The 24,983-nt window shown below is 67.1% G+C and carries 18 protein-coding genes and 1 pseudogene; 14 read left to right on the forward strand and 5 right to left on the reverse strand.

Annotated elements, in window-relative coordinates:
• Window positions 1-1,427: 1,427 nt before the first annotated feature.
• The 4 genes from ON33_RS25700 (at window position 1,428) to katG (ending at window position 6,788) form a co-directional block, all read left to right on the forward strand.
• On the forward strand, window positions 1,428-2,903 hold the full coding sequence (locus ON33_RS25700) for an ArnT family glycosyltransferase (protein WP_157184732.1): 1,476 nt from the start codon (window positions 1,428-1,430) through the stop codon (window positions 2,901-2,903).
• Window positions 2,904-3,399: 496 nt separating this feature from the next.
• Window positions 3,400-3,813: a YjbQ family protein gene (locus ON33_RS25705; RefSeq protein ID WP_040861676.1), complete on the forward strand. Its 414-nt coding sequence runs from the start codon at window positions 3,400-3,402 to the stop codon at window positions 3,811-3,813.
• A gap of 313 nt (window positions 3,814-4,126) precedes the next feature.
• Window positions 4,127-4,531 carry a Fur family transcriptional regulator gene (locus ON33_RS25710; protein WP_040861616.1) on the forward strand — a complete coding sequence of 135 codons (405 nt, stop codon included), beginning with the start codon at window positions 4,127-4,129 and terminating at the stop codon, window positions 4,529-4,531.
• A gap of 37 nt (window positions 4,532-4,568) precedes the next feature.
• Window positions 4,569-6,788 (forward strand): catalase/peroxidase HPI, encoded by a 2,220-nt coding sequence (gene katG, locus ON33_RS25715; RefSeq protein ID WP_040861617.1) that lies wholly within the window; start codon window positions 4,569-4,571, stop codon window positions 6,786-6,788.
• A 177-nt stretch (window positions 6,789-6,965) separates the two neighbouring features.
• Here katG and ON33_RS25720 read toward each other — a convergent pair whose 3' ends face one another.
• Complete coding sequence (locus ON33_RS25720; RefSeq protein ID WP_051152800.1) at window positions 6,966-7,865, reverse strand: IS701 family transposase; 900 nt, start codon at window positions 7,863-7,865, stop codon at window positions 6,966-6,968.
• A gap of 426 nt (window positions 7,866-8,291) precedes the next feature.
• Between ON33_RS25720 and ON33_RS25725 the strand changes: the two genes are divergently transcribed.
• Genes ON33_RS25725 through ON33_RS25760 form a run of 8 tightly spaced genes read left to right on the forward strand, consistent with a single transcriptional unit; the run spans window position 8,292 to window position 15,981 of the window.
• Window positions 8,292-8,837, forward strand: coding sequence for an MSMEG_0572/Sll0783 family nitrogen starvation response protein (locus tag ON33_RS25725; RefSeq protein WP_040861677.1), 546 nt, complete (start codon window positions 8,292-8,294; stop codon window positions 8,835-8,837).
• A 9-nt stretch (window positions 8,838-8,846) separates the two neighbouring features.
• A complete protein-coding gene (locus tag ON33_RS25730; protein WP_040861618.1) occupies window positions 8,847-9,905 on the forward strand; it encodes an MSMEG_0568 family radical SAM protein in 1,059 nt (352 codons plus the stop codon).
• A 40-nt stretch (window positions 9,906-9,945) separates the two neighbouring features.
• The gene (locus ON33_RS25735) at window positions 9,946-11,370 is read left to right on the forward strand and encodes an MSMEG_0567/sll0787 family protein (protein ID WP_051152810.1); all 1,425 of its coding nucleotides are present in this window, start codon (window positions 9,946-9,948) and stop codon (window positions 11,368-11,370) included.
• Window positions 11,367-12,290, forward strand: a complete 924-nt coding sequence (locus ON33_RS25740; RefSeq protein WP_040861620.1) for a carbon-nitrogen hydrolase family protein — start codon at window positions 11,367-11,369, stop codon at window positions 12,288-12,290. The genes ON33_RS25735 and ON33_RS25740 overlap by 4 nt, the downstream gene beginning before the upstream one ends.
• Window positions 12,283-12,603 (forward strand): MSMEG_0570 family nitrogen starvation response protein, encoded by a 321-nt coding sequence (locus tag ON33_RS25745; RefSeq protein WP_040861621.1) that lies wholly within the window; start codon window positions 12,283-12,285, stop codon window positions 12,601-12,603. The genes ON33_RS25740 and ON33_RS25745 overlap by 8 nt, the downstream gene beginning before the upstream one ends.
• Window positions 12,600-13,868, forward strand: coding sequence for an MSMEG_0569 family flavin-dependent oxidoreductase (locus ON33_RS25750; RefSeq protein WP_040861622.1), 1,269 nt, complete (start codon window positions 12,600-12,602; stop codon window positions 13,866-13,868). The genes ON33_RS25745 and ON33_RS25750 overlap by 4 nt, the downstream gene beginning before the upstream one ends.
• A gap of 8 nt (window positions 13,869-13,876) precedes the next feature.
• Window positions 13,877-14,728, forward strand: a complete 852-nt coding sequence (locus ON33_RS25755; RefSeq protein ID WP_040861623.1) for a carbon-nitrogen hydrolase family protein — start codon at window positions 13,877-13,879, stop codon at window positions 14,726-14,728.
• On the forward strand, window positions 14,728-15,981 hold the full coding sequence (locus ON33_RS25760) for an MSMEG_0565 family glycosyltransferase (RefSeq protein WP_083869298.1): 1,254 nt from the start codon (window positions 14,728-14,730) through the stop codon (window positions 15,979-15,981). The genes ON33_RS25755 and ON33_RS25760 overlap by 1 nt, the downstream gene beginning before the upstream one ends.
• Window positions 15,982-16,413: 432 nt before the next feature.
• Here ON33_RS25760 and ON33_RS25765 read toward each other — a convergent pair whose 3' ends face one another.
• A complete protein-coding gene (locus tag ON33_RS25765; RefSeq protein ID WP_157184733.1) occupies window positions 16,414-16,707 on the reverse strand; it encodes a hypothetical protein in 294 nt (97 codons plus the stop codon).
• Between the two features lie 169 nt (window positions 16,708-16,876).
• On the opposite strand from ON33_RS25765, the gene ON33_RS25770 reads away from it, so the two are divergent.
• Window positions 16,877-22,351 (forward strand): ATP-binding protein, encoded by a 5,475-nt coding sequence (locus ON33_RS25770; RefSeq protein WP_040861679.1) that lies wholly within the window; start codon window positions 16,877-16,879, stop codon window positions 22,349-22,351.
• A 169-nt stretch (window positions 22,352-22,520) separates the two neighbouring features.
• On the opposite strand, the pseudogene ON33_RS44495 reads toward ON33_RS25770, so the two are convergent.
• Together ON33_RS44495 and ON33_RS25775 are read right to left on the reverse strand one after the other, a co-directional pair.
• Window positions 22,521-22,712, reverse strand: a pseudogene (locus ON33_RS44495) (manganese transporter); the annotation flags it as partial.
• 80 nt (window positions 22,713-22,792) lie between these two features.
• A complete protein-coding gene (locus ON33_RS25775; RefSeq protein WP_174391571.1) occupies window positions 22,793-23,539 on the reverse strand; it encodes a peroxiredoxin in 747 nt (248 codons plus the stop codon).
• 315 nt (window positions 23,540-23,854) lie between these two features.
• Between ON33_RS25775 and ON33_RS44075 the strand changes: the two genes are divergently transcribed.
• Window positions 23,855-24,409, forward strand: a complete 555-nt coding sequence (locus tag ON33_RS44075; protein WP_083869300.1) for a diiron oxygenase — start codon at window positions 23,855-23,857, stop codon at window positions 24,407-24,409.
• Between the two features lie 140 nt (window positions 24,410-24,549).
• Here the strand turns inward: ON33_RS44075 and ON33_RS25785 are convergent, their stop codons facing one another.
• The gene (locus ON33_RS25785) at window positions 24,550-24,867 is read right to left on the reverse strand and encodes a DUF2871 family protein (protein WP_051152801.1); all 318 of its coding nucleotides are present in this window, start codon (window positions 24,865-24,867) and stop codon (window positions 24,550-24,552) included.
• Between the last annotated feature and the right edge of the window lie 116 nt (window positions 24,868-24,983).

Genomic DNA, 24,983 nt, shown 5'->3' on the forward strand with positions numbered 1-24,983 from the left:
TGACTCAGATTGACAGCGCGACAACGGATCTACTGTGATCTGAAAAAGTGACTACACCGGCGCCTCGTCGCCGGCTGAACCGTCTCACCAGGGGACTTCGACGACCACAACCGGCTCCCCAGCGCGAACCGAGCCTGAACCAGAACCAGAGTCGGAACCAACTCCCGAGACCGATCCACGCCACGACCGACTCGGTCGGATAGACAAGGCGGCGACATGGGACGGCCGGCTGAAGCTCGGCGCGATCGTGACTGTCCCGTACACGCCGCCCCGGGGAACCAAGCCGCTCCGGCACACGCGCCGCTCAGGGGCGGCGGAACGACAGAATCTGCTGTGCTGCAACAGAGTTCGCCACCACAGATCTGAAAGGTTGTCGCCTGGAGCGCCACACGGAAATGAGGGCCGGCTCCCTACGAGCGACTGGGTCCCTGCAACCCGAAATCGAGGGCAAGGCGAATTTCGTTCATCCCGGGTAGCGTGCGCCACGGTCCACGCTTGTCGACGTGATCGAATCCGCTGCGGCGCCGACGAGCGAAGGCTCGGTCGAATCGGCGGCCGGTGCCTCGCCGCCGCGATTGCGGCCGGCCCCTGCGACGGGGCCGACGCACAGCCCCCTATCGGTGTGGAGTGTTCATGTAGGCGGATCCTGCACTCGCCATTGCGGCGGCCTTACCGAGCAGATCGAAGAGGACTCCGATGATTGCCATGTTGATCGTGTTCCTAACTGCCAGCGTATTGGTGGATCTTTATTCCGATGACAACCGATATCACACGGCCGCCTGTCCCGCACCTCACCAGTTTCGCGCCGCGGCGGCTTAAATCTGTCGGCGGATCGGTCACTGAATCGGTCGAGCGCAGCGCACGGCACCTTGTCGACGTCAAGCGTTCATGGACGATTTCGATTGACAGAGCGACCGGTATGAGGAAACAGAGAAAGAACAGTCGCGGAATTCGAAGGCAACGAAGTCGCATGATGCGAGATTCGCCACATCACTACTCGTTCCGGCATCAAGAATTAAATGGGTCATCGAATGGGTCATCGAATCGGTCGCTGCGGGACGGCAAGTCGATACTGTCGCGCTGACCAGCGCTTACTGGTTCACGGCGTGCAATTCTTACTGTCCAGTACATTTTGCGAACCCTGATGATAGGCAGTAACGTCTCACAAAACTGCGTAATCCGAGCAGGACCGCGAGCTCTCGCGCTCATCACGTTCGCTGCCGGGGAGGAATCAGTTCACCAGCGAACAGATGCGACGCCACTAACGGGAGTGGGGCGTCGAACGCGTCTGTCGGAAAGTATCAGGGGAGTTCATGACAGCGGTCGTTGCGGTTCATACCGAGCCGGAAGGCATTCCGAATACCCACCCACCGTTTGCTTTCCGTGGCGTCGCGTTGATGTCTGCGATCTCCGCGATAGTGTTGACGGTGACAGCGGGGCGTTATGAGTTCTTCGGCGACGAACTCTATTTCCTTTCCGCCGGACGACGACTCGACTACACCTATGCGGATCAGGGCGTGGTGGTGGCCTTGTTCGCCCACATCGCGGACGTGCTCGCGCCGGGATCGGTGACGGCGGTGCGGTTCCCGGCCGTCGTGATGGGCGTGGGTGCGATCGTGGTGTCGGCGCTGATCGCCTACGAACTCCGGGGCAGCCGCCGCGTCCAGCTGCTCGCCGCGGGCACCTACGGGACGTCCTACCTGCTGGTGACCCAGTGCGCGTTGAGCACGTTCTCCTTCGACGCCACCCTCACGGCCGTGATCACCTGGTTGTTCATCCGCTGGGTTCGTACCCGTCAGGACTGGCTGATCGTCGTGGCGGGATTGGTTGCGGCCCTTGACATGCAGGTGAAGTGGATGATCCCACTGGTGTGGGCGTGCCTCGGTCTGGCCGTCATCCTGTGTGGTCCCCGGGAGGTCTTGCGCCGCCCCGCGTTGTGGGTGGCCACCGGCATCCTCGCCTTGTCGCTGGTCCCGATCCTGTACTGGCAGTCGCGGCACAACTGGCCGCAGCTGGCCATGGGCCCGATCATCGGCGCGGAGCAGGACGCCACGGGTTACGGTCCGCCGGGATTCTTCCCGCAGTGGCTCGGATTCGCCGGCTTCCTGGGCACAGTGCTGATCGCGATCGGGTTCTGGTCGGTGATCAAGCTGGAGTCGCTGCGTCCGTATCGCTTCATCGCGGTCGCCCTGCTGCTGATGACCGCCTTCGTCGTCATCACGCACGGCCGGCCGTACTACCCGACTGGCTTCTTCCCCGCCATGTTCGCGATCGGGGCCGTCGGCCTGTGGCAGTATCCCCGGAAACGGTGGATGAACCTGGCGATGGCTCCGATCGTCGTGCTCACGGTGGTGACGTTCATCGGCACACTCACCCTCCTGCCGCTGCCTCCCGACTGGCGCAGCCAGACTCAGAACGCCATCGATCTCGGCATCCGGTCGGCGTTCTGGGGAACCACCAATTGGTCGCGCATGGTTTCGGCCGTCGACGCCGGTTACGAGACGCTGACGCCTGAGGAGAAGGCGCACTCCGCGATCGTCACCCAGGGCTATTGGCAGGGAGGCGCGGTCGAGGAGTTCGGCGGGAGGTACCACCTGCCGGCCACCTACAGTCCGAGCCGAGGCTTCGGATTCTTCGGCCCGCCACCGGATTCGGCGACCACGGTGATCTACGTCGGCCTGGACACCGCCGAGCCCAACCTGCGATCCCATTTCGCCGAGGTCGAACGCACGGGGCAACTCGACGATCCCATGGGCATCCCCGGCATCGACCGCATGGTCGCCGTCTGGAAATGCAAAGGGCCGAAACAGCAGTGGTCGATCATATGGGATTCCATGACCACGCTGTACTTCGATCTCGGCCAGTGGCACGACTCTCGGGCCACTACTCGGCCCACGCACTGAGCGACAGGACGGCATCACTGCGGATGCTGGGCGAGCGGAGACAGCTGGTGCCGATGGGCGCGGGTGCGCCCGGTACTGCGGACCCCTAACGACGAGTTCTCTTGCCACAGTGGCGATTCCGGCGGCGTTCAGCTGCCACCGTGGGGCCTGTGCGACGCGCTGACCGTCGACTACTGCCTCAAAGGCCGGCGGGCACACGATCGCGTCGGCCACCTCGGCGATGGCGCGCAGGGTAGCAGTCCGCCGCGCCCTCGGTGCATGCGAGCGCGGAGATGTGTGCCGCTCCAGCCACAATGCGAGACCGCCTGTGCTGGTGGGCCCTTGGCAGCCGATCGCCCGGGCCTTATCAGGTGGACAGCATCACGGGGTCCCGTCACTCGCACTGCAAAATCGAGCTGGGCTTACTGTCTGCCCTGCGCGGGGCCATGCCTGACAGGATCGTGGCGATCTGTGTCAGTGGGGCGGGTTGCCATGTGGCTGGAGGACGATGGTGGCCATGCAGAGCACACTTATCGATGTGAAGACCGGCGCCGTCGAGGTGGTTCACGATCTGACACCGTATTGCGCGGAGTTCCTGCGCGAGGCTGCAGCAGGCCGCGATGGGCTGCTGCACGTTTTCGTCCCGCACGCAACAGCGGGCATTGCGCTCATCGAACTCGGTGCGGGCAGCGATGTCGATCTCCTCGCCGCCTTGGAGGATCTACTGCCCCGCGATGATCGCTGGCGTCACGCGCACGGCTCGCGCGGGCACGGACGATCTCACGTCATGCCCGCGCTGATTGCCCCCTACGCGAGCATCCCGGTGCTGGGCGGTGAGATGGCTTTGGGGACCTGGCAATCGGTCGCGATGGTCGACCTCAACGTCGACAATCCCGTCCGGCAGGTGCGGCTGTCATTTCTGGTCGGCTGAACACCGCGGGACCCGCGGGAAAACTGGAGCGTCTACAGAGCTGGCGCCAGCGTTGTCCCCGGCGTGGACGTGCCCGAGGAGTTCTTCCGCCCGGTCGAAGTAGTCGCCAACGTGGATGCTGTCCGGTGCGAGTAGCCGAGCCGCTCGCACCAGAAGGCGGCGCATCGGCTGTTGGGCAATTCCGTGCGCGCTCCACCTCGGTCCGAAGCTCGTCCGTGGCTGGTGCCTGGACTCACCCCGCTGAGACGCTTGACTGGTTCCAAACAGGGGGACAAGACTTCATTGCGTGCCTACGGCCACGGAATTCCAGCAGATGCTGCGAGGAGTTTCGCTACGCGTCACCGCACCGCGGTTGGCAATACTCATCGCGGTGCACGACCACCCGCACGCCGACACTGACTCGATCATCCGAGCAGTGCGATCCCAACTGCCCACGGTATCCCATCAGGCGGTGTACGACTCGCTGCACGCACTCACCGCGGTCGGCCTGATCCGGCGTATTCAGCCAGCCGGTTCCCTCGCCCGCTACGAGACCCGGATCGGCGACAACCATCACCATCTGGTCTGCCGTGAATGCGGATTGATCGCCGATGTCGACTGCGCGATCGGGGACGCGCCGTGCCTGACCGCGTCCACCGATCATGGTTTCGCGATCGACGAGGCCGAGGTCGTGTATTGGGGGCTGTGCCCGGCCTGCGCGCCCGCACAGGCCACCTGATCAATCGCTTTCGTCCCATGAATCAGGAAGGAACGCCGTGACCTCCGAGAATCGCCCACCCACCGAAACCCACAGCACGAGCGAGAGCGAGAACCCCGCGATCCCCTCGCCCAGCCCCGCGACCGATCGCCGGCCCCGCACAGTGAGCGACTGGTGGCCCGAGCAGATCGATGTGTCTGTGCTGCACGCTCATTCCGCCAAATCCAGCCCTCTCGGTCCGGACTTCGACTACCGTGCAGCCTTCGCCGGGCTCGACGTAGAGGCGCTGCGGGCCGATATCGCCGCCGTCATGACCGACTCCCAGGACTGGTGGCCCGCCGATTACGGCAATTACGGCGGCCTGTTCATCCGCATGAGCTGGCACGCCGCCGGCACCTACCGGATCTCCGACGGGCGCGGCGGCGGCGGGCAGGGCGCACAACGGTTCGCGCCGCTCAACAGCTGGCCCGACAACGCCAATCTGGATAAGGCACGCCGGTTGCTGTGGCCTGTCAAACAGAAGTACGGTATGCAGCTCTCCTGGGCCGACCTGCTGGTTTTCGCCGGGAACGTGGCCCTCGAGACAATGGGCTTCCGGACGTTCGGGTTCGGTTTCGGCCGCCCCGACATCTGGGAGGTCGAAGAGGTGTACTGGGGTCCGGAGGACACCTGGCTCGGCGACGAGCGCTACAGCGGTGAACGCGAACTCGCGAAACCGTTCGGCGCGGTCCAGATGGGTTTGATCTATGTCAATCCCGAAGGCCCCAACGGCCGCCCCGACCCGGTGGCCGCGGCCCGAGACATCCGGGAGACATTCGGCCGCATGGCCATGAACGACGAGGAGACCGCCGCGCTGATCGTGGGTGGTCATACCTTCGGCAAGACCCATGGTGCCGGCGACGCGACCCTGGTCGGGCCCGAACCCGAAGCCGCCCCGATCGAACAGCAGGGGCTGGGTTGGCGGAGCTCCTTCGGCAGTGGAAAAGGCAAGGACGCCATCACCAGTGGGCTCGAGGTGGTGTGGACCCCGACTCCGACCGTGTGGGACAACAGTTTTCTGGAGACCCTGTACGGGTTCGAGTGGGAGCTCACCAAGAGCCCCGCGGGGGCGTACCAGTGGAAGGCCAAGGACGACGCCGGCGCCGGCACTGTCCCCGACCCGTTCGGCGGCGCGAGGCGTGGCCCCACCATGCTGACCACCGATCTGTCGCTGCGTGAGGACCCGATCTACCGCGAGATCACCAGCCGCTGGCTCGACCACCCGGAGGAGCTGGCGGACGCGTTCGCCAAGGCGTGGTACAAGCTGCTGCACCGCGATATGGGTCCGATCAGCCGCTATCTCGGCCCGTGGGTGCCCGAGCCGCAGCTGTGGCAGGACCCGGTGCCCGCGGTCGATCACGAATTGATCGACGAGCCCGACATCACGGCCTTGAAGCGCAGGATCCTCGAGTCGGGTCTGTCGGTGGCCCAATTGGTCAAGGCCGCGTGGGCATCCGCGGCCAGCTTCCGCAGCACCGACAAGCGCGGCGGCGCCAACGGCGCGCGGATCCGCCTCGAACCCCAAAGGAGTTGGGAGATCAACGAACCGGCCGAGCTGGCGAAGGTGCTGCCGGTGCTGGAGCAGATTCGTGACGAGTTCAACGCTTCGGCCACCGGTGGTAAGCAGGTCTCACTGGCGGACGTGATCGTGCTCGCCGGCTCCGCCGCCATCGAGAAGGCGGCCGCCGCCGCGGGCCACGCCATCATGGTGCCGTTCCGGCCGGGCCGCACCGACGCCTCACAGGAGAACACCGATGTGGAGTCGTTCGCGGTGCTCGAACCGCGCGCCGACGGCTTCCGCAACTTCGTGCGGTCCGGGGAGAAGGCGCCGGTCGAGCGCCTGCTGGTCGACCGGGCGTACATGCTCGGCCTGACGGCCCCCGAACTGACGGTGCTGCTCGGTGGCCTGCGTGTGCTCGGCGCGAATCACGGCGGCGCCGAACACGGCGTGTTCACCGATCGGCCCGGGGTGCTGACGAACGACTTCTTCGTCAATGTCGTGGACATGGGCACCGAGTGGAGGTCCGCGCAGACAGAGAACACCTACGAGGGCTTCGACCGCGCCACCGGTGAGCACAAGTGGACGGCCACCGCGAACGACCTCGTCTTCGCCTCGCATTCGGTGTTGCGGGCCATCGCCGAGGTCTACGCCCAGCGGGGAATCGAGCAGAAGTTCCTCGACGACTTCGTCGCGGCCTGGGTGAAGGTGATGGAGAACGATCGTTTCGATCTGACCTGACCCGGGATCGCCGATGCTCGGGCAGGCCGGCAGTCCCGAGCATCGGCCGGGGCCGTGGTCAGGAGATCACGGCATCGACGGCATTCTTCGGCGCCGACGGCTACGGCGGTGAACGAGGGGCGTCCGTGCGCAACGCACACACCCGCGAATGCCTCGGCGGCCTGGTCGAGCGGTCGATCACCGCCCGCCGATCGGCTCATCGACGAACTCGACCGCATCGCCGTCGACCGCGGCTATCCTGCCGCGCTGCGCTGCGACCACGGGCCGGAGCCGGCCTGCCAAGCGATGGCCGAAAACATAATCGGTGCCACGGGATTCGAGCGCAGCGCGCAGCTTCGGGTCGCCGCCGTACACCTCATCGCCGGTCACCCAGGGGGCGGGCACACCGGCGTCGAGTGCACCGACGATCAATTGTTTCGCCAGAGCGGGTTTGGTGGCGAAACCCACGTCGGCGGGGCACACCGGCCCGCTCACAGCGGTCCGGGTCGCCCGTCCACGACTTCGGCAGATAGGGCGCGCGGTCGAGGAACGCGTGCCCAGCGCGGGTGGCATAGGTGAGATACACCGCATGCTCGACTCCGAGGCGTTCGACCACTCCTGCCCCTGGCTGTTTTCGATTCTGCCCGCCGTGCCGGTGTACTGACGTTGCACCCCGACGGTCTGCACGCCCTTCTTGATGTCGCCGGTCTCGTCCACCACAAGCGTCGCATCGACGTCACCCAAATGCTCGATCACTAAGGCGCGCAGGTCATCTCGCAGCCCGTCCTCATCGCCGCCCGCCGCCGACAACAGACGCTGCATCGCATCCGGCGACCGATCACCGCAATGCTCTGGCAATGTCCAGCAGTTCTTGGCCGGCAGGTCCGACATCATCGCGGTCAACATCCTTGCCGCGGTCCGGCGAGTCCGCACGAACCGCGCCCCGATCCTGCCGGTCAGCTCGTCGAACTGTCGCCGCCACCGCAGGACGGCTCCGCTGTCGGGCGCGGCCACCGCCAATTCAGTTGTGTCCCAAACAAACACAACATGAACACGCGGTGGCCGCGCCACTTCCAGCGCCCTGACCAACAGCAGCATCGATCACGAAGTCCGGCTGGAGTACCGGGCGATTCCCGAAGTTCGGACCGCGGGCGTAAACAACCTCATTGCCAGCAACAGCTAGGTAGTGATTTCGCCAATGTTACGAATGGGCGGGTTCGCGGGCTACCGATTGTTAATGGTGTCTGCAAAAACCCAAGATTGTGATTACAACGCATCGAACTCACACCATGACATGCGTCGCCGACCAGGGTGGTATTTCCTCGAATTCTGTTGTGGCACAGACTATTACTGGATCATGACCGCCATGCGCTCATCGTGAACAGGCGGCAACGTCGACTTCTTCCGTATGTGACCAATCCGAAATACCCCGAGCGTCAACTTAACTCATCGGTGAGCCGCTACCCCCGCTCGGCAGACGGTCCGCAATCACTGATTCTCGCCTATCTTTCGCAGGAGATGACTATGTCCGCACCCACCAAGACGACCGCCGACATCGACAAGGCCATCGAGGAGAACATCGCCAAGTCCCTCGCTGAGATCCCGCATCCGGCGCTGCCCAAGGGCACCAATATCTACGGCGCGACGAAGATCTTCCCCGACTATCAGGCCGAGGCGGGCGAGACCTACTTTACGCTGGTGCACGGTATCGCCCACGAGTCGTCGGTGAGTTTCGTGGCGGTGCTGCAGGCGACCCGTGCGCTGCGGAAGGGGTTCGAGTCCGCCATCTACTTCTATGGTCCCGGCGCGATCAATGCCATTGCCACCCGCGGCTTCCCGACCACCGGTGACAGCGGGTTCCCCGGCGAGCAGAACATCAACGAGGCGCTGTCTACCTTCATCAAGGAGGGCGGAAAGGTGTTCGCCTGCCGCTTCGGCCTGGCCCTGCACGGCGCCCGCGAAGAGGACCTCATCGAGGGCGTGATCCCCGCGCACCCGCTGGATGTGCAGGACGCGCTGATCCACTACGCGCGCAAGGGCGCCATCATCAACTCCACCTACCAGGTGTAGGCGGCAGCCATGACCGAGGTATCCACACGAGTAGACCTCGCGCTACTCGGCATCCGCGTCGATGTACCGGTGCAGCGCCGTTCCGGAGCCGGGCCCAGCGACGACGGTCATGTGCTGTTCGGGGGTGCCGGCGCTGCCATCCCCATCCGCTCCGACTCGCCGTACACCCTGCGTGGCGACCGACTGCTCCTCGACGGCGCCGACCTCGGCGTCTCGGTGGAACCGGTGCGGCGGCCGCGTTTCTATGATCTAAGGACCGCCGACGGCGTCGCCTATGAGCAGATCGCCAAACTGCACGGCGCGGACGTCCTCGCGACCACTGTCGTGCAAACCTGCATCCGTTACGCCGAGGACCAGCGCTGCCGGTTCTGTGCCATCGAGGCATCCCTCGACGCGGGTCTGACCATCGCGGTCAAGCGCCCCGAGCAACTGGCCGAGGTCGCCGCCGCGGCGGTCCGGCTCGACGGGGTGCGCCAAATGGTCATGACCACCGGCACCTCGGCCGGAAAGGACCGTGGTGCAAGGCATCTCGCACGCTGCGTGCGAGCGGTCAAGCGGGCGGTGCCGAATCTGCCCATTCAGGTGCAGTGCGAGCCGCCAGGGGATCTGGCCGTGCTCACCGAACTGCACGAGGCGGGGGCCGACTCCATCGGCATCCACGTCGAGTCCCTCGACGACCGGGTGCGCGCCCGGTGGATGCCCGGCAAGTCCACCGTGCCGATGGCGGAGTACAAGGCGGCGTGGGCCGAGGCGGTCCGCGTGTTCGGCCGCAACCAGGTCTCGACCTACCTCCTGGTCGGCCTGGGCGAAGAACCTGACGAATTGGTTTCCGGCGCAAGGGAATTGATCGCCATGGGCGTCTACCCGTTCATCGTCCCGTTCCGGCCACTGGCCGGGACGCTCGCCGTCGACGTCGACAGGGCGATCGCACCCACGCCGGAAATGCTCGAGGACGTCACCCGCCGGGTCGCCCTCGAACTGCGCGCTGCCGCGATGTTCGGCGCAGGGCAGAAGGCAGGCTGCGCGGCATGTGGGGCGTGCAGCGTGCTGCAGACCGCGGGAGGCTGACATGACCACCACCGAACCCTCTCGGACACAACGCTCCTGGATCGACGACGCACCCGAGCCCAGCGCAGTATCTCTCGATTACTGCGTCCTGTCCGGGCATCCGGATCCGGTCGAACCCGAGGACGGATTCCTGATCCGCCCGGCCGACGTCCGGCAACTGGCCGCCTACCGGGCACTGCGCCGCGAGAACTTCGTGATCGAGCAGGGCTTGTTCCGCGGCAGCGACGCCGACGATATCGACGACGACCCACGCACTACCGTGCTGGTCGCCCTGACACCGGACGGCACCGTACTCGGTGGCGTCCGGGTCGCACCGGCCACCGCCGAAGACCTCGGATGGTGGACCGGTAGCCGCCTGGTCGTGGACTGCGGACGCCGCACCCGCGGCGTGGGCAACGCCCTGGTCCGCACGGCCTGCGCCTACGCCGAGAGCAACAATGTGCTGCGTTTCGAGGCGACCGTGCAGGCGCGCTACGCCGCCATGTTCACCCAGCTGGGCTGGATTCAGCTGGGCGAGAAGGAGATCAACGGGACGCCCCACGCTCGGATGCGCTGGCCGATCAACCGCATCGAACGGTTGGCCCACGCCACCAAGTCGATGCTCGGCCCGCTGCTGGGCGACCTCGGTGGACAATCGATGACTCTGGGCGGCAATGGATTCCGGGGCGACGACGGCGCCCCGGTGCCCGGCAGCGACCTCATCGCCGCCTGTGACGCGATCCTGCCATCGATGATGGAGCGTGATCCGGAATGGGCCGGATGGTGTTCGGTGCTGGTCAACCTCAATGATCTGTCGGCCATGGGCGCGGAACCCATCGGTCTGCTCGACGCCGTCGCCGCCCCGACACGCTCGTTGCTGACCAGGATCATGAGAGGACTGGCCCGCGCGAGCGAGACCTGGGGCGTGCCGGTCCTGGGCGGCCACACCCAGCTCGGCCCGGCATCGTTGTCGGTCACCGCGCTGGGTCGCGCAGCCCGTCCGGTGCCGGGCGGCGGCGGACGCGTCGGCGACCAATTGCGCCTCACCGCAGACCTCGGCGGCCGGTGGCGGCACGGATACCCAGGCCGCCAATGGGATTCGTCCTCCCACCGCGATGCCGCCGAGCTCCGCGCGCTGGGCCGGTTCGTCGCCGCGACCTCTCCCGCCGCCGCCAAGGACGTCAGCATGGCGGGAATCGCCGGAACGGCGGGCATGCTGGCCGAGGCATCCGGGGTCGGCGTCGAATTGGAGGTGGCGCGTATCCCGCGACCGGCGAATGCCGCTCTCGCGGAATGGATCACCTGCTTCCCCGGCTTCGCCATGCTGACCACCGACCGCCCCGAAGCCGCCATCGCCGACCCCGGCCCGGCCACATCCGCAGTGTGCGGCGTACTCACCTCCGCTCCCGGCGTGCGCCTGCGCTGGCCGGACGGAAGAACCACGACAGCGGTGCCTGGCACCGTCACCGGATTGGGACACTCATGACCGAACTAACGATGTCGGTGGCCGCCGCCGAATTCGGCCGCGACATGGAAGCCTGCTACGCCACCATCGCGGGGCTGATCGAACAGGCCCATGCCCGCGGCAGCCGTCTGCTGGTACTGCCCGAAGCCTGCCTGGGCGGATACCTGCCCAGCCTCGGCGGCGGAACCGAGAGCGACGAGGCCAGGCAACGCCGGCTACGGAGCCTGCCACCTGCCCTCACCCTCGATGGACCAGAGTTGCGCCGCATCGCCGAGATGGCCGGGGACCTGGTCATCACGCTAGGCTTCTGCGAAGCCGACGGCGACGTGCGCTACAACGCCGCCGTGACGCTGCATGGCGACGGAATTCTCGGCTCCTACCGCAAGGTGCACCAGCCACTCGGCGAAAACCTCTGCTACGCAGCGGGATCCGAATACCAAGCCTTCGACACCCCGGTCGGCCGGATGGGGATGCAGATCTGCTACGACAAGGCCTTCCCCGAAGCGGCCCGCGCTCTGGCACTGGACGGCGCGCAGATCATCACCTCGCTCTCGGCGTGGCCCACCGCCCGCACCGCCACCGCCGAACGCCTCGAGGACGACCGCTGGACACAGCGCTTCGACATCTACGACCGCGCCCGCGCCCTGGAAAACCAGGTGGTGTGGATCGCGGCCAACCAGGCCGGCACCTTCGGCTCACTGCGCTTCGTGTGCAGCGCCAAGATCGTCGGCCCCGGCGGCGAGATTCTCTCCAGCACCGGCACCGAAGCAGGGCTGGCCACGGCGACCGTCGACGTCGACCACGTGCTCGAACTCGCCCGCGGCGGCGGCATGTACAACCTGGGCGACCGGCGACCGGAGCTCTACAACCGAGTCGTCGCCAAGCACGGGGTCGTGGGACAGCCCGGCGTACCCGAACAGCTGGCGGCTGCTCATGCCTGAGATGACCTTCGACATCCGCTGGCCGAATGGCGCTGTCCAGAGCTGTTATTCGCCGTCGCTGGTCATTCACGACCACCTCGCTACCGGCGTGGACTATCCGGTCGACGAATTCCTGCGACGCGCCTCGACCGCGTTGACCATCGCCGCCGAACGCGTGAGGGAAAAGTTCGGCTTCTATTGCAGCTCCGCCGTGCAGACCCTGGACGCCATCGAAACCGCTGCCGCACAAGCCCGTACGGCCCCCGGCTCGGTGCGTGTGCTGTCGATGACCCCACCGTCGGCGCAGGCCGCTACCCCCGGAGGAAAACCGTGACCCCGCACCCTGATTCGAATCCCGTAGAGCACCACGACATCGTCGTGATCGGCGGCGGGCAGGCCGGGTTGTCGATGTCGTGGCATCTGAACGCACGCGGCATCGACCACGTCGTGCTCGAACGCGACACCATCGCCCACGAATGGCGCGACACCCGCTGGGACAACTTCACCCTCGTCACCCCGAACTGGCAGTGCGTACTACCCGGCTACAGCTACCACGGACCGGACCCGGACGGGTTCATGAAACGCGACGAGGTCTACGCCTGGTTGCGCAACTACGCCTATACCTTCGCCCCACCGGTGCGCGAGGGCGTCGCGGTCACCGCCGTCACCGTCGCGAAGGACGGGGGTTTCGACGTCGAAACCACCTCCGGCCCATTGCATTCCGATCAGATCGTGGTCGCCGTGGGCGGCTACCACACGCCGACCATCCCCCGCTTCGCCGAACGCCTGCCGGATTCGATCCGGCAATTGCACTCGGCCGAATACCGCAGTGCCGCGGACCTTCCCGAGGGCGCCGTCCTGGTGGTCGGCACCGGACAGTCCGGCGCGCAGATCGCCGAGGATCTGCACTTGGAAGGCCGCAAGGTGCATCTCGCGGTCGGCAGCGCGCCCCGTGTCGCACGGTTCTACCGCGGCCGCGACTGTGTGGCGTGGCTGCAGGATATGGGCCACTACGACATTCCGATCGAAGACCAGCCCGGCGGCCTCGGCAAGCGGGAGAACACCAACCACTACGTCACCGGCCGCGATGGCGGCCGCGACATCGACCTGCGGCAGTTCGCAGTCGAGGGCATGGCGCTCTACGGCCGCCTGGTCGACGTGGCAGATGGCGCGGCACATTTCGAATCGTCACTCGAGAAGGAGCTCGACGCCGCCGACGCCGTCGCCGAGAGCATCAAGGACTCCATCGACGCCTACATCGCCCGGACAGGCATCGACGCGCCCGTCGAACCGCGATACCAGCCCGTATGGCGGCCCGATCGCGAGATCACCGAAATCGACCTGGCCACCGCCGATATCACCGCGGTGGTGTGGTCGGTCGGGTTCCGCACCGACTACCGGTGGCTGCGGGTCGGGGTCTTCGACGGTGAAGGCCACCCGTGCCACAACCGCGGTGTCACCACCACCCCCGGCCTGTTCTTCCTGGGTTTGCCGTGGCTGCACACCTGGGGCTCGGGTCGCTTCGCCGCCATCGCACGAGACGCCGAGTACCTGGCCGATCAGATCACCGTCACCGCCCGCGCCACCGCCGCCGCCTGAGCACCGTCATGGCCGTCACACGAATCGCCGCTGTCGCAGCCCATTTCGGAGCCGACATCGCCCGGGCCCTGGACAAGATCACCAGCATCGTGGACCGGCTCGCCGACGATGGCGTCGACCTGCTCGTCCTGCCCGACGCCACCCTCGGCGGCTATATCGGTGACCTCCGGAACCCGGACCCCGCGACCGCGCCGGAGGCCATCGCCCCGGATGGGCCCGAGATCCGGCTGCTGTGCCGACTGGCGGGGGCCATGACGATTTGCATCGGCTACGCCGAATATGCCGACAGCACCCGGTACAACGCCGCGGTGTGCTTGACGGGCGACGGTGTCCTCGGACGACACCGCAAGGTCCACCAACCGGCTGGCGAACACCTGGCGTACGCCGCCGGAGACCGCTTCGCGGCCTTCGATACTCCGATCGGCCGGATCGGCATGCTCATCGACTACGACAAGACCTTCCCGGAGTCCGCGCGTGCCCTCGCCCTCGACGGCGCGCGCACCATCGCCGCCCTGTCGGCCTGGCCGGCAAGCGTCACCGATCGGGCTTCCCGAATGCCCAATGACCGCCAATCCCGGTTGTTCGATCTCTACGACCAGGCCCGCGCCGCCGAGAACCAGGTCGTGCTCGCGTCCTCCAACCAAACCGGGATCACCGGGAACCTGCGTTTTCTCGGCCAGGCCAAGGTGGTCGGTCCGGGCGGCGACATCCTCTCCCGAACCTGGTCCAAGGGCGGACTCGCGGTGGCCGACATCGACATCGACGCCGAGGTCGAACGTGCCCGCCGCGTGCTGCGGCATCTCGACGAACGCCGCGTGGACACCTACTACAACCTCTTGACAGACAAAGGCGGCCACTGATGCGGATCGCGCTGCTCACCTACTCCACCAAACCGCGCGGCGGCGTGGTGCACACGCTCAACCTCGCCGAGGCTCTCACCCGCCTCGGCGCAGACACGACCGTGTGGACCCTGGGCCGCGGCGGCGACGGGGCGTTCTTCCGGCCGGTCGAGCCGGGGGTCACGATACGCGTCGTGCCTTTCGAGGGCCTCGAGGGCGAGGCCGTCGGACCGCGAATCATGCGATCCATCAACGTCTTACGGGACGCCTTCAGACCCTCCGACTACGACATCGTGCACGCCCAGGACTGCATCAGCGCCAACGCCGTAGGGCGCTGTATCCGGACCATCCACCACCTCGACACCTTCACCACCCCCGAACTCGCGAGCTGTCACGAACGCGCCGTCGTAGAGCCCTACGCGCGGATCTGCGTGTCAGCCGCAGTCGCCGAGGAAGTCCACGCAGGGTGGGGCCTGCGGCCGACCGTCATCCCCAATGGCGTCGAGTACGAGCGCTTCGCCACTGCCGCAGGCGATTTCGCCGAGGCCGTCATGGCACGCGCCGGCTGGCAACGGCGGCTCGGCCGATACGTCCTGGCCTTGGGCGGAATCGAACCCCGCAAGGGCAGCCTCGACCTCCTCGAAGCCTTCGCCCTCCTCCGCCGGAATCACCTAAACCTGCATCTCGTATTCGCCGGCGGTGAAACACTTTTCGACTATCGCGACTATCGCTCCCGATTCCATGACCGGGCCGCCGAACTCGGCATCCGCCCCACGATCCTGGGGACGGTTCCCCACCCCGACCTGCCCGCGCTGATGGCCAGTGCCGCCATGGTCCCGTTCTTCTCCACCAAAGAGGGATTCGGACTCGCCGCTATGGAAGCCCTGGCCGCCGGAATCCCCGTTGTCGCACGCGATCTCCCCGTCCTGCGGGAGGTCTTCGGCGACACCGTCCAGTACGCCGTGTCGCCAGTCGACATGGCCGCAGGCATGTCCCACGCGCTGGCTACCGACCCATCCCGCGCCGAACGCGGAAAGGCGCTGGCCGCCTTGTTCAGCTGGGATCGGGCCGCGCGCGCCCACCTCGACTTTTACCGAGCCCACCCCGCCGACCTGCCCGACCGCACGCTGGCAACGCATCTCCGAGCTGGAGAGAACATGGACCCCAATCCAGCGCAAATTCACTCCGTCGACTCGGCCCGCGTCCCCTGGGCCCTGCTTGCGGAGCAGACCAGCGCGAACATCCCGGTGAAACCGCTCTGTTCCGAGCGGTGAGCCGCTGAGTCGGGCGGCGAAACACCGGCGAACAAGACGCGGAAACCGGCTTCGACAGCGGATGTTTTGCACCGCACCAGGTTCCGGGCGACGGCGCGCCGCGCTGGACGGTTCGGTCAGCGCGGCATGCGGCACGATCGCGCGTTCCTGTGGCTGAGATGATCTCGGCGCGTTGATCCTTGACTCGGGTTTGCGCGGCTCGTTCCGCCGCGCATGTTTTCCCGGTGTGAGGTCTTTCGATCAGAACGCACTGTCTATCCGGAAGACCGGATATCGGTCGGCGATCCTCTCGAATTCGTCCAGTGGCGCGTTGCGATCGATCGGAAAGTGGGGGCGCGCCCCGGGAGCCACCGCGAGGTATCGGCGCCGCGCCGCTGAGCGGCCGGACCGATGGTCGACGCCCCGCGGTTCGACCGCCGGAGCTTCATCCGTTCAGAGTGGGCGCTCGCTCGCGCGGGTGAGGCTCTCGGCGGCGTGGCGGGCGATGGTGCAGGCCTGGCGGGTTTGGGCTTCCGGGTGGGCGGTGTGCTGGTCCAGAGCCGCGCGGATGCGTTCGAAGGAGACGGCGGCTTCGGTGACCGCGTGGCGCAGGGCCGCGATGTGCGCGATGAGGTCCACCGCCTCGTGGGTGGTGAGGGTCACGCTCGGGTGCTCGTTCCCGGTGAAGATGGCTTCCGCGGCCGATTCGGCCCAGCGCGAGTGCAGTACGTCGATGATGTCGGCCACGCGGATCGCCTCCCACAAGTCACGGGCTCGGATGACGCTGCCCTCACGATACGTACGAGTAACCCCCTACCGGGGTGGTATCGAATGCAGCAGGGATGCAGACTACCCGGGACCGGCAGTCGCAACGTCGCCCGACCGGGCCAATGAAGTGCATTGGAAGGAGCTGGCGGTGTTCAGCCGTATTGCAATCGTGAACCGCGGTGAGGCTGCGGTTCGCCTGATTCATGCCGTCCGGGATCTCGCAGCGGAGACCGGACAATCGATCCAGATCATCGCATTGCACACCGATGTCGACCGGAGCGCGACCTTCGTGCGCGAGGCCGATATCGCGTACGACCTCGGGCCGGCGTCGGCACGCCCGTATTTGGATCTGAAGGCGCTCGAGCGCGCGCTGCTGGCGACCGAAGCCGATTCCGCCTGGGTCGGCTGGGGTTTCGTCGCGGAGGATCCGGCCTTCGCAGAATTGTGTGAGCAGATCGGGATCACCTTCATCGGTCCCAGCCCCGAGGCCATGCGCAAGCTCGGCGACAAGATCGGCGCGAAGCTGATCGCCGAGGAGGTCGGCGTGCCGGTCGCGCCGTGGAGCCGTGGTGGCGTCGACACTGTCGAGGCCGCCGTGGCCGCCGCCGAGGAGATCGGCTACCCGCTGATGTTGAAGGCCACCGCCGGCGGTGGCGGTCGCGGCATTCGCATGATCACCAACGAGGCCGAGCTGGTCGATGCCTACGAGCGCACCCGGCAGGAAGCCGCGCGCGCCTTCGGCAGTGGCGTCGTGTTCCTGGAGCGCCTGGTCACCGGCGCGCGTCATGTCGAGGTGCAGGTGATCGCGGACGGTCAGGGCACCGCTTGGGCGCTCGGGGTGCGCGACTGCTCGGTGCAACGACGCAATCAGAAGGTCATCGAGGAGTCGGCCTCGCCGGTGTTGCGCCCCGAGCAGGCCGCCGAGTTGAAGGCATCGGCCGAGCGGCTGGCGATCGCGGTCGGGTATCGCGGCGCGGCGACGGTCGAATTCCTGTACCACCCCGGTGACGAACTGTTCGCCTTCCTCGAGGTCAACACCCGCCTGCAGGTCGAGCACCCGATCACCGAGGCCACCACCGGTTTCGACCTCGTGCGTGCGCAGTTGCTGGTCGCCTCGGGCGGCCGGTTGGAGGGCGAGACCCCGGCCGAACGCGGGCACGCCATCGAGGCTCGGCTCAATGCCGAGGACCCCGACCGCGACTTCGCGCCCGCCCCGGGCCGCATCGCGCGCCTGGATCTGCCTGCCGGGCCTGGCATTCGGGTCGACACCGGCGTCAGCGAGGGCGACACCATCCCCGCCGACTTCGACTCCATGATCGCCAAGATCATCGCCTACGGCCGCGACCGCGACGAGGCCCTCGGCCGGCTGCGCCGGGCGATGTCGCAGACCCGGGTGGTCATCGAAGGCGGCTCCACCAACAAGAGTTTCGTGCTCGACCTGCTCGATCAGCCCGAGGTGATCGACGGCAGCGCCGACACCGGCTGGATCGACCGCGTCCGCGCGCAGGGACGGCTGGTGTCGCATCGCCACTCCGCGATCGCGGTGGCCGTCGCGGCCATCGACGCCTACGAGGAGGAAGAGCAGGCCGAGCGGAAGCGGTTGCTGTCCACCGCGGCCGGCGGCCGTCCGCAGGTGCAGCACGAGAGCGGACGCCCGCACGACCTGAAGCTGCGCGGTGTCGGCTACCGGGTGCGGGTCGCCCGCATCGGTGCGCACCGGTTCCGGATCGGGATCGAGGCGGGCGGCGAAATGAGCACCGCCGATGTGGATCTCGAACGCTTCGATCGCCACACCGGACAGATCGTGGTGAACGGCAGCCGATTCCGCGTCGTCACCGGCACACACGGCCCGGTGACGCTGGTCGATGTCGAAGGTGTCACGCACCGGATCAGCCGTGACGAGGGCGGTGTGGTGCGTTCGCCCGCACCGGCGCTGGTCGTCGCCACGCCGCTGGCCGTCGGCGACGAGGTCGAGGCGGGCACGCCGGTGCTCGTGCTGGAGAGCATGAAGATGGAGACGGTGCTGCGCGCACCATTCCGGGCGCGGCTGAAGGAAAGCGCGGTCTCGGTGGGCACCCAGGTCGAGACGGGCGCGCCGCTGCTGCGGCTCGAGCCGCTTGCCGCCGACGACGAGGCCGAGGACACCGCGGCCGCCGGTGCGGTCGAGCTGGATCTGCCCGGCGCCTCCGCGCCGGTGCGGCCGCACGAGGGCCTGACCCGCAGCCTGCAGGATCTGCGCAGCTTGCTGCTGGGCTTCGATGTCGACCCGCACGACGAGCAGCGCGTGCTCGACGACTACCTGGCCGTGCGCCGAGCCGCCGTCGCCGACAACCGCCGGCCCCTGTCCGACGAGGTCGAGCTCGTGCAGATGTTCGCCGACCTCGCCGAGCTCAGCACCAACCGGTCCTGGGAGGGCGGCGGCGCGCAGGGCCACGTGCACAGCGCCCGCGAGTTCTTCCACACATATATGCAGAGCCTCGACGTCGAGCGGGCCGGACTGCCGGAGTCGTACCGGGCCGATCTCTCGAAGGCGTTCGCGCACTACGGCGTCACCTCACTGGACCGCTCCCCGGACCTCGAGGCCGCGGTCTTCCGGATCTTCCTCGCTCAGCAGCGACCCGCCGACACCGTCACGGTCATCACCTCGCTACTGCGCGAATGGCTGCGCGAGCCGGTGCCGGACCGCGCGCTGCGGGAGCCGGCCGGTCTGGCACTGGAGCGCCTGGTCACCGCGACCCAGATCCGTTTCCCCGGCCTAGCCGACCTCGCGCGCGGCGTCGCGTACGCCTGGTACGGCCATCCGCTGCTGCGCCGCAACCGCGCCCGCGTATACACCACCGTGCGCAAGCACCTGAGTTTCCTTGACGCCCAGCCGGATACCCACGAGCGCGCCGAGCGCATCGCGGACATGGTGCGCGCCACCGAACCGCTGGTGCGGCTGCTCGGTCAGCGGCTGGTGCGCGGCAGCGCGGACAACACCGCCATGCTGGAGGTGCTGACCCGCCGCTACTACGGCAACAAGGACCTCACCAACGTGCGGACCGAGGAGTCGAACGGCCACCGCTTCGTCGTCGCCGAGCGCCGGGGCGTGAACCTGGTGTCGGCGGCGGTGAGTTTCGACGCGCTCGACACCGTCCTGCGCGGGCTGGCCGAGGTGGGCCGCAATACCGCCTCCGTCGAAGCCGACATCTACCTCAGCTGGGAGAAGCAGCCCGAGGACTTCGAAGCGATGGCGGTGGCGTTGCAGGAAGCGCTGGCGGCGCAACCGCTTCCGGGTCAGGTGCATCGGATCACCTGTACGGTGGCGGGCAGCGGCGGTGCGGTCATGCACCACCACTTCACCTTCCGGCCCGCGACTACCGGGATGAGCGAGGAACGGCTCATCCGCGGCCTGCACCCGTACATCGCCCAGCGGATGCAGATGCGGCGACTGCGGAAGTTCGACCTCACCCGGTTGCCGTCCTCGGACGACGAAGAGGTGTACCTGTTCCGGGCCGTGGCCAAGGGGAATCCGGCCGACGAACGGCTCATCGCGTTCGCGCAGGTGCGTGACCTGGCCGCGCTGCGCGAGCACGACGGCCGGCTGCTGGTGCTGCCGACCGCGGAGAGCACCATCGCCACCTGCCTCGACTCCATCCGCCGCGCGCAGACGCAGCGGCCGTCGAACAAGCGGTTCAACACCAACCGCATCGTCATGTACATCTGGCCGGTGGTCGATGTCACCCGCAGCGAGTTGGAGACGGTGATCGCCGGGCACGTGCAGCCGATGACGGCGGGCGCGGGGCTCGAGGAGATCCTGCTCATCGCGCGCCAGCGCGACCCGCAGACCGGTCAGTTGGAGAAGATCGCGGTGCGGGTCTCCTTCGACGCGACCGGCGGTGTCTCGGTGACCGTAGACGAGCGCACCGACGATCCGGTCGAGCCGCTCGACGAGTACCGGCAGAAGGTGCTGCGCGCCAGCAGCCGCAACACCGTCTACCCCTACGAATTGACCGGTCTGCTCGGCGATTTCACCGAATACGACCTCGACGGACAGTATGCGCTGGTGCCGGTCGACCGGCCCAAGGGCCACAACAAGGCGGCGCTGGTCGCCGGTGTGGTCACCACGGCGACCGAGCAGTACCCCGACGGGGTCACCCGTGTGGCGCTGCTCGGCGATCCGACGAAATCGCTGGGCGCGCTGTCGGAACCGGAGTGCCGCCGGGTGATCGCGGCCCTGGACCTCGCCGAGCAGATGCGGGTGCCGCTGGAGTGGTACGCGCTGTCCTCGGGCGCTCGCATCTCGATGCAGTCGGGTACCGAGAACATGGACTGGGTGGCGGCCGCGCTCAAGCGGATCGTCGAGTTCACCCAGGCCGGTGGCGAGATCAATATCGTGGTCAACGGCATCAATGTCGGTGCGCAGCCGTACTGGAATGCCGAGGCGACGATGCTCATGCACACCAAGGGTGTGCTGATCATGACGCCGGAATCGGCCATGGTGCTGACCGGCAAGCAGGCGCTGGACTTCTCCGGCGCGGTCTCCGCCGAGGACAACTTCGGTATCGGCGGCTACGACCGGGTGATGGGCCCCAACGGCCAGGCCCAGTACTGGGCGCCGAATCTGCTTGCCGCGCGGGACATCCTGATGTCGCACTACGACTACACCTATGTCGCGCCCGGTGAGCGGGGACCGCGCCGGATGGCGACGGGCGACCCGGTCGACCGCGACGTCTCCGATTTCCCGCACGTGCTCGACGGCAGCGATTTCACCACAGTCGGCGAGATCTTCTCCGCCACCCACAATCCGGATCGCAAGAAGCCCTTCGACATTCGCACCGTTATGCGGGCGCTGGCCGACCAGGACCACCCGGTGCTGGAACGCTGGGCGGGCATGGCCGACGCCGAGACGGCCGTCGTGCAGGACGCACGCCTGGGCGGAATCCCGGTGTGTCTGTTGGGCATCGAGTCGCGGGGCGTCTCGCGGCGCGGTTTCCCGGCCACCGACGGCCCCGACACCTACACCGCGGGCACGCTTTTCCCACAGTCGTCGAAGAAGGCGGCGCGCGCGATCAACGCGGCCAGCGGCAACCGTCCGCTGGTGGTGCTGGCGAACCTGTCCGGCTTCGACGGCTCCCCCGAGTCGATGCGCAAGCTGCAGCTCGAGTACGGCGCCGAAATCGGCCGGGCGATCGTCAATTTCGAGGGCCCGATCGTGTTCTGCGTGATCTCGCGCTATCACGGTGGCGCGTTCGTGGTGTTCTCGAAGGCCCTCAACCCGAACATGACGGTCCTGGCACTGGAGGGCTCCTTCGCCTCCGTGCTCGGCGGCGCCCCCGCCGCCGCGGTTGTGTTCGCGGGCGAGGTCAACGCGCGTACCGCCGCCGACCCCCGGGTCCGCGACTTCGAATCCCGCGCCGTCACGGCCTCCGGCACCGACCGCGCCACCCTGACCGCGGAACGTGACGAACTGCGCTCCTCGGTCCGCATCGAGAAGCTGGGCGAGGTCGCCGCCGAATTCGACCGCGTCCACAACATCGAACGCGCCGTCGAGGTCGGTTCGGTAGACGCCATCATCCGCGCCACCGAACTCCGCCCGCGCATCATCGAGGCCATCGAAACCGGCCTCGGCGCCCGCCGCTGACCGACCCCGACGGCGAACGTCCCGGCAGTCCAACTGCCGGGACGTTCGCAGTGGGTGGCCGCGGCGTCGCCAGCGTGACCAGGCCCAGGTGTGGTCGGCGGGGTGGTGGCGGGTGAGGACGAAGGCGATGAGCAGGCGGCGGATCTCCGGTAGCGTGAAGGTGATCATGCTGGACGGCTTTGACGACCAGCAGGATCGCGCCGATCACCAGATATCCGCGCAGGGCCAGCACGCCGAGTTTCGTTCCCGCCGAACAGGTTACCGGCTCCAGCAAGGTCAGCGGCGGCATCCGCCAACGGTCCTTCTCGGACGCGTCGAGCTTCGGGCCGGCCAGATCCTGCACCGACGCTGTCCACCGCACGCACCACGGCATACCGGTGCCGGACCGCAGGGGAAACGCTTCGCGCCCGCTACATCTCGAGCCGCTTTTGTTGTCGTCGTTCAGCTTCCGGCCGCAGCGGCGTGGTCACTTCGGATCGCCTGCTCGACCTCCTGGGCGCTGATCGACCGGGTACAGAAGAACCAGTCCTGGCATTCGACGTCGGCCTCGCGGCCGGCCATGCGCTCGGCCGCCACCCCGCACGATCCCGCGGTGGGCACGATCACGGGGTCGCCGGGACGCCAATCGGCCGGGGTGGCCACGCCGAAGGCGTCGGCCGTCTGCAGAGACTGCATCAAGCGCAGCAGCTCATCGAAGTTGCGACCGGTGCTCAGTGGATAGTAGATGACGGCACGGACGATCCCGGCCGGATCGATGACGAACACCGCCCGCACCGCCTTGGTGGAATCCTCACCCGGCATGATCATCCCGTAGCGCCGGGCGATCGTCATCGTGACGTCTTCTACCAGCGGAAAGCGGACCCGCACGTGGTCGTGTCCGTGGAAGCTGATCTTCTCCTCGATCGTGCGCAACCAGGCGATGTGACTGTAGAGACCGTCGACCGACAAGCCGACCAGCTCGGTGTTGTACTGCCGGAACCGATCCTGCAGCGCCGCGAACTCGACGAATTCGCTGGTGCAGACCGGAGTGAAGTCCGCCGGATGGGAGAAGAAGATCACCCACTTGCCGGCGTAGTCGCCCGGGAAGTCGATCGGTCCCTGGGTGGTCGCGGCAGTGAACCCCGGCGCGGGATCACCGATGCGCGGCATGGCGGACACGGCTGCGGGAGCGCTCTCGGGAACGGTCATCGGATACCTCCGGTGTATCGGGCCCCGAACTCCCGAAGCAGTCATGAAGTGCACAGTGACCCACGGGTAGGTCGGTGGCGGGCTAACGGTTTCGGTTCGTGCGTAAAGAGTGGTCGACCGATAGGAACGAACGGAACGGCCACGTCCCGGTCATCGCGTGGCGGCCCGACCGAACGCGGTCGGCGCTCATACCCGGCGTGCCGCAACTCCCGGCGGCCGGAACCATGGTGAAGCCGACGTTATCCGGGCCGCCGACACCGCACAGGAGCACAACGACCGCACTGACCAGAGACATCGGTCACCAGCGCATTGGTCATGCATGTCCAAGGTGAGCAATCAAGAGTTGATGAGTTCTCGAGCCTCCCGGTCCTCTCCGGCGCACCGCTTCCTACCTGGACCAGGCGACTCACCGTTTCCCCGCTTCCTACGATCTGCAGACAGACGGCTGGGTCTCCCAGCCTGCGTTGTCAGGGCTGCTCCCACCCTCCCCGGCACCACCCGGAGGCTGCCCTCAGCTCCACCGACCTACTACGACAGGACTGCGGCGAAGGTCTCTCACCTCCTCGAATCACAGCGCCTCACGGCGCAAACCGGAAGTGCGCCAACATCTCCTTCGCGCATGAGTTCCTCAAACACCATGTGCCGCAGCGCAAGCTGGTGAGCCGGGCGGTGCTGTCGATCGCCATGCCCATCGTGATGTGGATCCTCGGCCGTCCTATCGCGACACCGCCGAAAGAGTTCTTCACCGAGTTCGACGTCCCGGACGAGGTCCGCACAGAGCTGTTCTACGACTCGACGGAAGCCTGCCGGTCTGTGTCTTCAGCGACCGTTTCATCGACGCACGGGCGCTGGTTGGCGAGTTCGTGCTGATGAACCTGGTCGTCGCCGAGCGTGTCTGGAAAACTTCTGGGCATCGACGGCCTCGCCGGCCGATACCGGTCACAGCCCGTCCAGGGAGGTGGCCGCGAAATCGCCTGAAGGACTTCAGGATCGGACAGTTCCGGCCGGCACTACCGGACTGCCGCCGACAGCCCTGGCGGCTTTCGAAGACGGGTGCATCGCAGCTGATCCAGGGTGGGGCGGTCGTCGCCGGTCGCGCCGTGGACCACAGGGCTGTACATGCAGGCGAAGAACAGGGCGAAGCCGATGGTGATGACGAGGTGGCCCACTCCGGCGATTCCCGAGACGGCGGGACTGACGGTGCGTCCCAGGACCGTGAGTGAACCGTGCACGACCATCATCGCCGCCGTGAGGACGAGTCCGAGGTTGTAGGTCCAGAAGAAGCCGGTGAACAAACGGGTGCCCGACAATGCGAACTGCTTGTCCAAGGCGACCCGATCCGGTCAGCACTGCCTCACCCCACTCAGGGCGGGGCAGCACCTGATATTTCGGCCTGTCCGTAAGGACGTCATTGCGGCAGCGGCGGGTTGATCAGCTCTTGGCC

The sequence above is a fragment of the Nocardia niigatensis NBRC 100131 genome (assembly GCF_000308655.1).
Taxonomy (GTDB): Bacteria; Actinomycetota; Actinomycetes; order Mycobacteriales; family Mycobacteriaceae; genus Nocardia; species Nocardia niigatensis.

Coding starts and splice junctions, on each gene's coding strand:
- ON33_RS44075 (WP_083869300.1), top strand. CDS start 23,855: ATGCATGTCCAAGGTGAGCAATCAAGAGTTGATGAGTTCTCGAGCCTC.
- ON33_RS25740 (WP_040861620.1), top strand. CDS start 11,367: ATGACCGAACTAACGATGTCGGTGGCCGCCGCCGAATTCGGCCGCGAC.
- ON33_RS25745 (WP_040861621.1), top strand. CDS start 12,283: ATGCCTGAGATGACCTTCGACATCCGCTGGCCGAATGGCGCTGTCCAG.
- ON33_RS25730 (WP_040861618.1), top strand. CDS start 8,847: ATGACCGAGGTATCCACACGAGTAGACCTCGCGCTACTCGGCATCCGC.
- ON33_RS25720 (WP_051152800.1), bottom strand. CDS start 7,865: ATGCTGCTGTTGGTCAGGGCGCTGGAAGTGGCGCGGCCACCGCGTGTT.
- ON33_RS25710 (WP_040861616.1), top strand. CDS start 4,127: ATGCTGCGAGGAGTTTCGCTACGCGTCACCGCACCGCGGTTGGCAATA.
- ON33_RS25755 (WP_040861623.1), top strand. CDS start 13,877: ATGGCCGTCACACGAATCGCCGCTGTCGCAGCCCATTTCGGAGCCGAC.
- ON33_RS25760 (WP_083869298.1), top strand. CDS start 14,728: ATGCGGATCGCGCTGCTCACCTACTCCACCAAACCGCGCGGCGGCGTG.
- ON33_RS25775 (WP_174391571.1), bottom strand. CDS start 23,539: ATGACCGTTCCCGAGAGCGCTCCCGCAGCCGTGTCCGCCATGCCGCGC.
- ON33_RS25725 (WP_040861677.1), top strand. CDS start 8,292: ATGTCCGCACCCACCAAGACGACCGCCGACATCGACAAGGCCATCGAG.
- ON33_RS25705 (WP_040861676.1), top strand. CDS start 3,400: ATGCAGAGCACACTTATCGATGTGAAGACCGGCGCCGTCGAGGTGGTT.